This is a genomic window from Saccharothrix stipae (assembly GCF_054781895.1).
In genome coordinates this window covers 1,274,749-1,287,172 of sequence record NZ_BAAGTN010000008.1, presented here as the reverse complement: position 1 = coordinate 1,287,172, position 12,424 = coordinate 1,274,749, and the positions used below count along the sequence as shown (strand labels likewise).

Here is a 12,424-nt window from a genome sequence, read left to right as displayed (position 1 = left end):
AGGGGCGCACAGCGGTGCGTCGCACGAGCGGGCGTTCTACGGTGTCGCGGTGGACGGACTCGGGCCGGCGATCCGGCGGGCGTTGGTCGACGTCGCCGACCCGGTGAAGGCGCCGGAGATGCGGCGGTACATGAAGTCGACCATGCCGTTCCTCGGCGTGCCCAAGCCCGTGCGCGTCCGGGCGTTGCGGGACGTCTTCGCGGCCCACCCGTTCGGATCACGGCCGGAGTGGGTCGCGGCGGTGCTGGAGGTGTGGCGCGGCGCGGAGTTCCGGGAGGAGCGGTACGCGGCACTGGACCTGGCCGGCCGCCACCCGCGGTGGCAGGGCGTCGACCTGCTGCCGGTGTACGACGAGTTGGTGGTGACCGGTGCGTGGTGGGACTTCGTGGACGAGATCGCGGCGCGGCGGATCGGCCCGTTGCTGCGCGCGTTCCCGGACGAGGTCACGCCCGCGGTGCGGGCCTGGGCCCGGGACGAGGACCGGTGGCGTCGGCGGACGGCGGTGATCTGCCAGCTCGGGTCGAAGTCCGCGACCGACCTCGACCTGCTCGCCGAGGTCGTCGAGGCGAACGTCGACGACCCGGACTTCTTCCTGCGCAAGGGCATCGGGTGGGCGCTGCGGCAGCACTCGCGGGTGGACCCGGGCTGGGTGCGGGCGTTCGTCGACGCGCACCCGCGCCTGTCGAACCTGTCCCGGCGCGAGGCCCTCAAGCACCTCCGGCCGGGATCCGGGCGATAACTCTAGGCGGGCGCGGCGCGACCCGTGTAGGTCAGCGGGAACACGAGGTCCGTGCACGCGCTCGGCACGTCGTGCGCGATCTGCACGACCATCTCCACCTCGACCGACCCCGCCGGCGGGATGGTCACCGGCTCGGCCATCGGCACCACGGTCAGCACACCGGACGGGCAGTCCGACACCCGGTTCTGCGCCTCGTCCAACGGCTGGCCCGGCACGGCCTGCAACGTCAGCACCACGATGTCCACGCTGTTCGGGTTCGACAGCCGCACCAGGCGGGCGCCCTCGCTGCCGGGCGTCAGCTCGACCGCGCCGCCGGAGATGTCGTTGATCTCGAACGGCTTGAGGTCGGACACCTCGCCGCCGCTCACCGAGTACGCCATCGCGGGCAGCTCGGGTTGGGGCCAGGTCAGGTGCATGGCGGCCACGACGGCGGCACCCACGCCGAGGATGGTCATGGCGACGGCGACTTCCATCCGCGGGCCCAAGCTGCGCATGAGGCAACCTCACTCGATTGCTGCTCCAGGCGGTGGGTTCGCCGCTAGCTCCCCGTCGGACCGGCGACCAGACTCGCCCGGCGGTTCATCGCTTCGCCCCTCGGCCCAGCGGGCCGCGAAGCCAATCCTGGAGAACGTTCAACCTGTGCGCAAGGACCAAGCCGACCCGGAAAGAAAGGTCTTTGGGCCTCTTGACACGTCCGGTGACGTGTCATGACCAGCACGTTCCCACTGTCTCGACCACCGAGTGGTTCACCCGAGTGGTGTAGTCCTGGACCCGCACTGGTGCGGGTCCAGGACTTCCCGCGTCAGCTTCTCAGCACCGCGCCGTAGCGCTCGGCCGCGGCGGCCACGGCCGCGTCACGAGCCGCGGTCGCCTCCTCCACGGTCAGCGTCCGGTCCGGCGCGCGGAACCGCAACGAGTACGCCAACGACCGCTTGCCGTCGCCGACCTGGTCACCGGTGTAGACGTCGAACAGCCGGATGTCCTCCAGCAACGCCCCACCGCCGCCGCGCAGCACCCGCGCCACCTGCTCGGCGGGCACGTCCGCGGCCACGACCACGGCCACGTCCAGCAGCACCGGCGGGTACGCCGACACCACCGGCGCGGGCCGGTTGTCGCCCAACGGCAACGCGTCGAGGTCCAGCTCCATCGCCACGGTCCGCTTCGGCAGTCCCAGCGCCTCCACGACCTTCGGGTGCAGCTCACCCGCGTGGCCCACCGGCCAGTCACCGACCCGGAGTTCGGCGCACCGACCGGGGTGCCACGGCGCGAGGTCGGAGGCGACCACGGTCAGCTCCACCCCGTAGGCCTGGCCGACCAGCCGCGCGGCCTGCACCGCGTCCGCCCAGTCGGCCTGCCTGCCCTTGCCCCACCAGCCCGCCTGCTCGCGGTGGCCCGCCAGCACGGCCGCCACGTGCACCGGCTGCTGCGGCAGGGCGGCCAGCAGCGACGCCACCTGCGCCTCCGACGGCCGCTCGCCCACGCCCACCTCGGGCACCGGCACCTGCTGCGTGCGCGGCAACGTCACCTGCGCGACCGTGTAGACCGCGAGGTCCTTCTGGCCGCGCGCCAGGTTGCGCTGCACGGTTTCCAGCAGCCCCGGCACCAGCGTGGTGGCCAGCGCGTGCTTGTCCGACTCCAAGGGGTTCAGCACGCTCACCGTGTTGCGCCGCACGTCGCCCTCGGGCAGGCCCAGCGCGTCGAACACCGACGGCGCCACGAACGGGAACGGCTTGACCTCGACGAACCCGTTCTCCGCCAACGCGCGCGACACCGTGCGGCGGCGGCGCTGCTGCTCGGTCAACCCCCGACCGGCGGGCGCGGGCGGCAGCGTGGACGGGATCGTGTCGTAGCCCTCCAGCCGCAGCACCTCCTCCACCAGGTCGGCGGGCTGGGTCAGGTCCGCCCGCCACGTCGGCGGGACCGCGGTGACCATGGTCGCGCCGTCGTCACCGGTGGTGACCTCGACCTGGCAACCGATCTGGCCGAGCCGGCGCGCGGTCACGCCGCGGGCGTAGTTCACCCCGGCGACCCGGTCGGGCAGGTTGATCGGCATCGACACCGGCTGGGGCTGCGCGGGCGTGCCGACGTCCGTGCGGCCGGGCTTGATGCTGCCGTCGCCGAACATGTCCAGCAGCCGGGCCGCGCGCTCCAGCGCGACCGGGGCCAGCGCCGGGTCCACCGTGCGCTCGAACCGCTTCGCCGCCTCGCTGGGCAGCTTGTGCCGCCGCACCGTGCGGGCGATGGACGCCGGGTCCCAGTTCGCCGCCTCCAGCAGGATGTCCGAGCTGGTCGGGGAGACCTCGGTGCTCGCGCCGCCCATCACGCCGGCCAGCGAGATCACGCCGCTGTCGTCGGCGATCACGATGTCGTCCGGGTCCAGCGCGCGGACCTGCTCGTCCAGCGTGGTCAGCTTCTCGCCCGCCGCCGCGCGGCGCACCACCAGGCCGCCCTTGACCGCGGCCGCGTCGAACGCGTGCAGCGGTTGGCCCAGCTCCAGCATCACGTAGTTGGTGACGTCCACCGGCAGCGAGATCGACCGGATGCCGGCCAGCATCAGCCGACGGCGCATCCACCACGGCGTCGGCGCGGTCGGGTCGACACCGCTGACGCGGCGGGCCACGAACCGGGGGCACGCGGCCTGGTCCTCGATGGTGACGGGCAGCACCTCGCCCTCACCCTCGGGCACCTCGGCCGTGCCGGGGTCGCGGTAGGGCACGTCGAACGCGCAGGCGATCTCACGGGCCAGGCCGCGCACGGAGAACGCGTAACCCCGGTCCGGGGTCGGCGCGACCTCGATCACCGTGTCGCCCAGGCCGAGCAGCTCGATCGCGTCGTCACCGGGCTGCGCGGTGCCGCTGGGCAGCACCATGATGCCCGAGTGGTCGTCGCCCAGGCCCAGCTCGCGGGCCGAGCAGATCATGCCGTTGCTGGTCCTGCCGTAGGTCTTGCGGGCGGAGATGGTGAAGTCGCCGGGCAGCACCGCGCCGGGCAGCGCCACCACGACGGTGTCGCCCTCCTGGAAGTTCGACGCGCCGCAGACGATGCCGTTGACCTGGCCCGGGCCGACCTCGACCTGGCAGTAGCGGATCGGCTTCTTGAACTCGGTCAGCTCCTCGACCTCCACCACGCGACCCGCGACGAGCGGGCCGGTGACCGAGTCGAGCTCGTGCACGTCCTCGACCTCGATGCCGATCCGGACGAACGCCTCGGCGAGCTGCTCGGGCGTGGGCGTCTCGGCGAACTCGAGGTTCTCGACCAGCCAGGTAACCGGAATGCGCACCGGTCAGGCCTCCGTTCCGAATGGCTGGGTGAAGCGGACATCGCCTTCGACCATGTCCCGCATGTCGGGCAGGCCGTTGCGGAACTGCAGCGTGCGCTCCAGGCCCATGCCGAACGCGAACCCGGAGTACACGTCGGGGTCGACGCCGCAGTTGCGCAGCACGTTGGGGTTGACCATGCCGCAGCCGCCCCACTCGACCCAGCCCGCGCCGCCCTTCTTCTGCGGGAACCACACGTCCACCTCGGCGGACGGCTCGGTGAACGGGAAGAAGCTAGGCCGCAGGCGGGTCTTGGAGTCCTCGCCGAACATGGCGCGGGCGAACGCGTCGAGCGTGCCCTTCAGGTGGCCCATGGTCAGGCCCTTGTCCACGGCCAGGCCCTCGACCTGGTGGAAGACCGGGGTGTGGGTGGCGTCGAGCTCGTCGGTGCGGAACGTGCGGCCGGGGCAGACCACGTACACCGGTGGTTCGCGGTCGAGCAGGGTGCGCGCCTGCACCGGGCTGGTGTGCGTGCGCAGCACCAGGCCCGAGTCGGCGGGACCCACGTAGAACGTGTCCTGCATGGTGCGCGCCGGGTGGTCCTTGCCGAAGTTCAACGCGTCGAAGTTGAACCACTCGGTCTCCAGCTCCGGGCCCTCGGCGACCTCGTAGCCCATGGCCACGAACACGTCGGCGATGCGCTCGGCGAGGGTGGAGATGGGGTGGCGGGCGCCGCGGGGCACCCGGTCCCAGGGCAGCGTGACGTCGACCGTCTCCTCGCGCAGCACCCGTTCGTCGCGCTCGGCCTGCAACCGGGCGCGGCGCTCCTCGAACGCGACCTTGACCGCGTTCTGCGCCTCGTTCACCCGCTTGCCCGCCTCGGCCTTCGCGGCCGGCGGCAGCGCGCCGATCTCGCGGCGGGCCAGCAGGACCGGCGAGCGGTCGCCCAGGTGGCCGGGCTTCACGGCGGCGAGCTCGTCGAGGTCGGCCGCCTTCGCGAACGCCTCACGAGCCTGCTCGACCGCCGCGTCGAGCGCCTCCGGGGAGAGCGCCGCGACCTGCTTGGGGTCGTACGGGTCGTTGGCTCCGGACATGGTTGGTGGACAGCTCCCGTCACGGACACAAGTGGTCAGCCCTCCGCACGGCATGCGGAGTAGCGGCTCGATCCTAGGTGATCCCCCCACCACCACCTCCACCGCCGTCCGACCAGGTGATTTCCGCCCGTTCGGGTGAGCGCGGAGCTAGTCCTGGGTGTCCTTGGCCCGGATGTCCTCGGCCCGTTCGAACAGCGGTCGGGCCTCGTCGGCGCGGCCCAGTTCGGTCAACAGCTCAGCGATCGCGTTGAGGCTGTCCGCAACGATTGAGTGATCGGACCCGTACGCCACCTCCTCGATGGCCAGCACCCGCTTCCTCGACTGCAACGCCTCCTCGAACCGTCCGACTTCGCGCAACGCCAAGCTCAGGTTGCGAAGGTCGATGGCCACCTCCACATGGTCAGGCCCGAAAGCCGCCTCGTCGATGGCCAAAGCCCGCTCGAACGATGGCAACGCTTCTTCCGGCCGCCCGAGACCGCGCAACACCCAACCGAAGTTGACCAGGGCAACGGCCGTGCCCGGGTCGTCCAGCCCGCGAGCCGCCTCAGAGATGGCCAACGCCCGTTCCGCCAGTGGCAGGGCCTCGTCTGGACGACCGAGATCTATCAGCACCGAGCCCAGGTTGTTCAGGACTGTGGCCACGTTCGAGTCATCAGGCCCATGGCTGCCCTCGGTGATGGCGAGCGCCTGCTCAAGCGTCGACCGTGCGGCCTCCAGCTCACCCAGGCTGTACAGCACCAAGCCCAGGGTGCTGAGGCGGCGGGCACCATCGGAGTCACCGTCTCCGCCGGCGGTCTTGGCGAGCGCGATCGCCTGCTCCAGCAGGGGTCGGGCCTGGGTAGGGCGGCCAGAGGTCCAGAGGTAGGTGGCGGCGTCTTCCAGCAATAGCGGCGTGTACCTGGTGACTCGGCTCAAGTCCGCCCGGACGTCGTCGCGAACCGCCAGGACGTGCGGCAGCAGAACCCGCCACCGAGGCCAGTCCTCCGGCCTTCTGACGATGGCCCAGGGCAGGTCCGCGTACAGCAGTTCCTGCACGGGTGGTGACTCGGAGACGTGCCGGGCGCGCAGTGACTGCTGCAACAGCCGGTGGGCGATGGTGATCTCCCCGGACCCGCGCCGGACCAGGGATTGGCCGACCAGCGCGCCGACGGTCTCGGCGAAGGCGACCGGGTCGGCGACCACCTCGGCCAGTGGCGAGGACAGGACGTCGGAGTTGCCGGTGAACAGGTCCAACGGCACCGGCTCGGGAGCCATCCACGCCAGCAGGTGCAGCAGCTGGACCGCCGCCGGGTCTTCCTCCGCCAGCACCGCCAACGAGAGGTCCCACAACGTCGCGAGGGTCTCCTCGCGATCTGCGATCTTGCCGCGCCCGATCATCTTCGCGGTGTGCGCTCGGAGCAGGTCCAGGTATTCGGGCACGGTCAGCCCGGTGGCCTCCAGGTATGCCGACGCCTGCTCGATCGCCAGCGGAAGATCACCCAGCCAACCGGCCAACCCGTCGGCGTCGGAGTCCGTGGCCGCGGGCACCCTGCGCCGCACCAGCGCCACGCTCTCCGCGCGATCGAGCACGTCGACGTCCAGCACCGGGCCGAGTCCCCCGAACCCACTGCGCCGGGTCGTGACCAGCACCCGTCCCGCGCCCGAGGGCAGGAAGTCGCGCAACGCGGCGGCGTCCTCCGCGTTGTCGAACACCAGCAGGAACCGCCGGTCCCGCAACGCCTCCAGCGCCGCCTCCGGACCGTCGACCCCCAGCTTCGCGGCCAGCTCGGCGAAGTGGCCGGGGATCGCGGCGGGCTGTTCGGACGGCACCCACCACACCACGTCGAAGTCGTCCGCGTACCGGTGCGCGTACTCGATCGCCAACTGCGACTTGCCGACCCCGCCCATCCCCCGGATCGAGTGCACGGTCACCGTCCCCGGCGCGCGCAACGCCTCCCGCAATCGGACCAGCGACTCCTTCCGACCGGTGAAGTTCGGGTTGCGGGCCGGCACGTTCCACACCTCCGGCAGCGTCCCGGGGAACCGCCGCTGCACCGGGACCGCCCGGCCGGGGAACCCCGGCGGCCGCGACGGCTTCAACCGCCCGTCGACCGCACCTCGAACCGCGCGCCGCAGCCGCTCCCGGACCTCGACCTCCGGCGCACCGAACAGGTCGACCGACACCACCGACACCAGCAGCCCGGGCCGTTCGCAGTCCTCCACGCGCAGCACCAGCAGCTTGCGCTCCACCCCCAGCGGATCGTCGCGCCAAGCCGCCTGCCACTCCGCCGCCCCGTAAACCGACGCCGTGTACGCGGACGAGAGCAGCGCGATCGTCCGCGAGGCGCCCCGCACGCCCTCCTGCATGCCGTTGACCCAGTTGCTGCCCGGCACCATGTCCCAGGCCTGCACCAGCACCCGGTACCCGGCTTCTTCCAGCTCCCAGGCCACCCACTCGGCCCATGCGCGGTCGTCCTGCGTGTAGGAGACGAAGAAGTCCCACCCGTCCGGCACCCGGACACCACCTCTCACCGTCCGTGGTGACATCGTGCCGTAATCGCCGTTCGCAACCGGCCGCGCCGGAATTGTCGGTGGGTCGTGGCAATCTGGACCGTGCGAGCAGGACCCCGGCGGGCGATCAGCGAAAAACCGGGTCACAAGCCGCCGGCACGCCCTTAGAATCGTCCCTCCCCGTGACCTGACCCGAGGTGAACTCCAGTCCCATGGCACACACCTTCGGTGTCGACCTGCGCGGGATCATCGACCTGCTCAGCCACCACCTCTACAGCAGCCCCCGCGTGTACGCGCGCGAACTGCTGCAGAACGCGGTGGACGCGATCACCGCCCGCCGCGCGCTGCAACCGGACGCGCCGGGCGAGGTCGTGATCGAGCCGGTCGGGTCCTCCGGCGGCACCCTCCGCATCACCGACACCGGCATCGGCCTCACCGAGCGCGAGGTGCACGACCTGCTCTCCACGCTCGGCCGCACGTCCAAGCGCGACGACCTGGGCTTCGCCCGCGAGGGCTTCCTCGGCCAGTTCGGCGTCGGCCTGCTGTCGGCGTTCCTGGTCGCCGAGCGCATCCGGCTCGTCAGCCGCTCGGCCAAGGGCGGGCCGGCCGTGCGCTGGACGGCCGACGCGGCGGGCAACTACGAGGTGGAGGTCGACGACACGGCCCGCGCCGAGATCGGCACCACCATCGAGCTGGTGCCGCACCGCGACTCCGAGCACTGGCTGGAGCGCGACGTGGTCAAGGCGCTCGTCACCGAGTACGGCGAACTGCTGCCGGTCACCGTCCGGGTCGGCGAGGAGGTCGTCACGCACGGCGAGCTGCCGTGGGACGAGGACGCCCTGGCCTACGGCGAGCGGGTGCTGGGGGTGGCGCCGTTCGACGCGATCCCGGTCGAGGTGCCGACGGTCGGCCTCAAGGGCATCGCCTACGTGCTGCCGCGCGGCGTGCACCCCGGCGCCCGCCAGTCGCACCGCGTCTACCTCAAGCGGATGCTCGTCGGTGACGCCATCGAAGGCCTGCTGCCGGAGTGGGCGTACTTCGTGCGCTGCGTGGTCGACTCGACGTCGCTGCGGCCGACCGCGAGCCGCGAGTCGCTCTACCAGGACGAGACGCTGCTCGCCGTGCGCGAGGAGCTCGGCCGCCAGGTCCGCGACTGGCTCGTCCGGCTCGACGCGACGAACCCGGAGCGCACCCGGGCCCTGCTCGACGCGCACCACCTGGGCATCAAGTCGCTGGCCAGGGTGGACGACGAGATGCTGCGGCTGGTCGAGCGGTGGCTGCCGTTCGAGACCACCGACGGCCCGCAGTCGCTGCGCCAGTTCCGCCGCAAGCACGGCACCATCGCGCACGTGCCGGACGTCGACGAGTTCCGCCAACTCGCACCCGTCGCGCACGCGCAGGGCATGGGCCTGGTCAACGCGGGCTACGCCTACGACGCGGAGATCATGGAACGGCTGGTCGCGCTGGACGGGCCGACGGCCGCCCGCCGGGTCGCGCCGAACGAGGTGCTGGCCGCGCTCGACGACCCGGACCCCGAGCTGGAGCGCGCGCTGCGCGAGCGGTTCACGCTGGCCAAGGACGTGCTGGAACGGCACGACTGCGAGGCCGTGCCGCGCGACTTCGACCCGGGCTCGCTGCCCGCGCTGCTGGTCACGAACGTCGACGGCGAGCGCAGGCGGGACGCGCAGCAGGTCGGCGAGCAGGCCGACCCGCTCTGGGCGGAGCTGCTGGGCAGCCTGGTCGAGTCGTCGTCGGAGGCCTCCCAGCGGCTGGTGCTCAACTGCCGCAACCCGCTGGTGCGGCGGCTGGCGCAGCTGACCGACTCGGCACTGGTGGAGCTGACCGTGGAGTCGCTGTACGTGCACGCCTTGCTGCAGGCACGGCGTCCGATGCGCCCGAAGGACACCGCGGCGCTGAACCGTTCGTTCCTGGAACTGCTGGACCGCGCCGTGGGGGATCACCTGTGAACGAGGACAAGGAAGCCGCCGAGCGGCAGTTCGTCGAGGCCTACCACATGCCGGAGGGCATGGCGCGGCACGAGGCGTTGGAACGCGCGGCACGTGCCGCGGACGCCCTCGACCACCTGCCGCTGGCGGTGAGCTGCCGGATCGCGCTGATCCGCTCGGCCTACGACCTGGGCCGCTACGACCTGATGCTGGCGCCGTTCGCCTGGTGCGGCACGGCCGAGCAGCGCGACCCCACGGCGTTCGACGAGTGGGAGACGCACAGCTTCGACTGGGCGCACAAGTGGATCGTCAGCGGCCTGATCGCCGACCCGCGGTTCACGCTGGCGCAGATCGGCTCGTTCGTCGACCAGCTCGCCGCGCGCTACCAGCGGCTCGGGTACTCGATGCAGCCGGTGCACGGCGCCCGCGCCGACCTGGCCGCCCACGTCGGCGACGACGAGGCGTACCGGGAGCACTTCGCGAAGTACCTGGCGGTGGACCGCGGCCCGATGAGCGACTGCGAGGCGTGCGTCATCGAGGAGCAGGCCGGGCACCTGATCCGGCAGGGCAGGCACGCCGAGGCCGTCGCGCACGCCGAGCACCAGTTGGCGCAGGAGACCGGCTGCGCGACCCAGCCGCAGGGCATCCTGACCACGTTGACGCCCGCGTTCGTGGCGCTCGGCCACGTCGACCGGGCCCGGCAGGCGCACGTGGTGGCGTACCGGCTGGTGCGTGACGACCTGGTCAGCGGCTACCTGGACGACCACCTGGAGTTCTGCGCGACGTCGGGCAACGTCCGGCGCGGCGTCGAGCTGCTGCGCGGGCACCTGCACCGGGTGCACCACTCGACCAGCCCGTCGCGGGCCATGCACTTCGCCGCGGGCGCGGCGCTGCTGCTCAGCCGGGTGTCGCCGGACGAGGAGTTCGCCGTGCCGCAGGACGGGCTGACGACCGTGCTGTCCGCGCCGGAGCTGCGCTCGTTGCTGGAGGCGCGGGCGCTGGAGCTCGCGGCCCGGTTCGACCAGCGCAACGGCAGCGACGCGGTGAGCACCCGCATCCGCCGGACACTGGCGGCGGCGGACACGATCCCGGTGCCGTTGGCCGTGCCGATCGCACCCGCGCCCCGGCCCGTGGTGGACGAGGAGCCGGTGGCGGTCGCCGACCCGGTCGAGCTGGCGCAACGGATGTGCGACGCGTTCGACCAGGGCGAGTTCATCCTCGGCATGCGGCTGCTGCGGTCGTTGCCCGAGGACATGGACCCGTTGCTGCCCGAGTCGCTGAGCGCGCTGGTCGCGGCGCGGCGGGCGACCGTCGGCGCGCACGCCCGGCCGAAGGCGGAGGTGCTGGAGGAGCTGGACGCCGCGATCGAGCGGCTGGCCGCGTGCGGCGAGCACGACCTGGCCAACCGGTACCGGGCGCGGGGCGCGGCGCTGCGTTCGGAGGAGGGCGGGCTCGCGGAGTCCACGGCGGTGGCGCGCACGTGCCTGGCCGAGGCGGAGGTCGCGGGCACCGCGTACACGAGGGTGCTGACCAGGCTGCTGCTGGCGGACCTGCTTGCGGACGCGGACGAGAACGACGAGCAGGGCGCGTTGGCGGCCGAGGCGTTGGAGCTGGCGCGGGCCGAGGTGCCGGAGCTGGTGTCGCGGGCGCGGTGCGACCGGGCGCAGCACCTGGCCACCACCGGGCAGCTGGACGAGGCGCACGCCGAGGTGGCGGACGTGCTGGCGGGCGAGGAGCCCGCTTCGGTGCGGTTCGACGCGCTGCGGCTGCTGCTGAAGATCCAGACCGTGCGCGGTGACGAGGAGGCGGTGGGCACGGCCGCCGCGTTCGTCGACTCGTTCAGCTCGCCGCGCGGGCCGTGGACGGCCGAGGCGCACCGGCAGCGGGTGGCGTCGGTCGAACGGCTCGGCCTGGAGGCGGAGCACCTGGCGGAACTGCGTGACGCGGTCAGCGCCGGGCACGAGCTCGGCGTGCCGGACGACGTGGCGAAGGCGTGCTACGCGCTGGCCGGCGGTTACCTCAAGGCCGGCCGGTTCGTGGAGGCCGCCGAGGCGCTCGAAGAAGCGGTGCGCGTGATCGAGGGCGGCGAGGTCGACCCGGACGTCGTCGTCCCCGTCCGCTACCGGCTGGGTCAGGTGTGCGCGCGGCTGGACGAGCTCCCGGCCGCCCGCGGTCACCTGGAGGTGGCGCTCGGCCTCGTCCCGGTCGACGAGCCGTGGCGGCGGGCGATGGTGCTGGACGTCCTGGCCGGTGTGCTGCGCCGCCTCGAACTGCCCTTGGAGGCCGCGTCGGCGTACCAGGGCGCCGCGGCGGCGTGGCAGGAGGTGTCGGAACCGGCCGAGGCCGCGGGTTCCCTGGTAGAGGCGGCCGCCGCGCTGCCGAACGACGAGGCCGCCGAGTGCGCCACCACCCTGACCGCCGCCGAACAGCTCCTGCCCGACGTCGAGGATCCCGACCACCGCACCCACCTGACCGCGCGGATCGCCGCCATCCGGGCGTTCCTGCACATCCAGGCGGGCGACCACGCGGCGGCGATCGAGCAGAACGGCATCGCCGAGGAGCTCGCCGCGCACCTGGACGACCCGGACTGGCAGACGTTCCTGGTGGCCCGCGGCGCCAGGTTCCTGCTGGAGTCGGGCGACCCGGTCAACGCCGAGGCCGAAGCCCGCCGCGCCGCCACCCTGATCAACGACGAGACCCCGCCCCAGATCCTCGGCGACATCGCCAACGCCCTGGAGGAAGCCCTCCGGACGCAGGACAAGCCCACCTCGGGCGACCCTCTGCTCCGCGCCCTCACCAACCGCCTCGAAGGCTGACTCACGGCGTGCTGATCGGCCTGTAATGGCTGGTCAGCACGCCAGAGAAGGCGGTACGACAAAGTCAAGCATGATCACCACA

At 72.4% G+C, this 12,424-nt stretch carries 7 protein-coding genes; 3 read left to right on the top strand and 4 right to left on the bottom strand.

Translation table 11 applies throughout. The features are described from left to right. Positions 1-49 precede the first annotated feature (49 nt). Positions 50-739: a DNA alkylation repair protein gene (locus ACYVLT_RS22905; protein WP_461122207.1), complete on the top strand. Its 690-nt coding sequence runs from the start codon at positions 50-52 to the stop codon at positions 737-739. A 2-nt stretch (positions 740-741) separates the two neighbouring features. On the opposite strand, the gene ACYVLT_RS22900 is transcribed toward ACYVLT_RS22905, so the two are convergent. From ACYVLT_RS22900 to fxsT, 4 genes are all read right to left on the bottom strand, one after another. Then, positions 742-1,233: a hypothetical protein gene (locus tag ACYVLT_RS22900; RefSeq protein ID WP_461122206.1), complete on the bottom strand. Its 492-nt coding sequence runs from the start codon at positions 1,231-1,233 to the stop codon at positions 742-744. Between the two features lie 308 nt (positions 1,234-1,541). After that, the gene (gene pheT, locus ACYVLT_RS22895) at positions 1,542-4,019 is read right to left on the bottom strand and encodes a phenylalanine--tRNA ligase subunit beta (protein ID WP_461122205.1); all 2,478 of its coding nucleotides are present in this window, start codon (positions 4,017-4,019) and stop codon (positions 1,542-1,544) included. A 3-nt stretch (positions 4,020-4,022) separates the two neighbouring features. Then, entirely contained in the window at positions 4,023-5,090 is a 1,068-nt protein-coding gene (gene pheS, locus ACYVLT_RS22890; protein WP_461122204.1) for a phenylalanine--tRNA ligase subunit alpha, read from the bottom strand. Positions 5,091-5,237: 147 nt separating this feature from the next. Further along, on the bottom strand, positions 5,238-7,583 hold the full coding sequence (gene fxsT, locus ACYVLT_RS22885; protein WP_461122203.1) for an FxSxx-COOH system tetratricopeptide repeat protein: 2,346 nt from the start codon (positions 7,581-7,583) through the stop codon (positions 5,238-5,240). 209 nt (positions 7,584-7,792) lie between these two features. On the opposite strand from fxsT, the gene ACYVLT_RS22880 reads away from it, so the two are divergent. After that, a complete protein-coding gene (locus tag ACYVLT_RS22880; protein WP_461122202.1) occupies positions 7,793-9,547 on the top strand; it encodes an HSP90 family protein in 1,755 nt (584 codons plus the stop codon). Then, positions 9,544-12,342 carry a hypothetical protein gene (locus ACYVLT_RS22875; protein ID WP_461122201.1) on the top strand — a complete coding sequence of 933 codons (2,799 nt, stop codon included), beginning with the start codon at positions 9,544-9,546 and terminating at the stop codon, positions 12,340-12,342. The genes ACYVLT_RS22880 and ACYVLT_RS22875 overlap by 4 nt, the downstream gene beginning before the upstream one ends. The last annotated feature ends 82 nt before the right edge of the window (positions 12,343-12,424 follow it).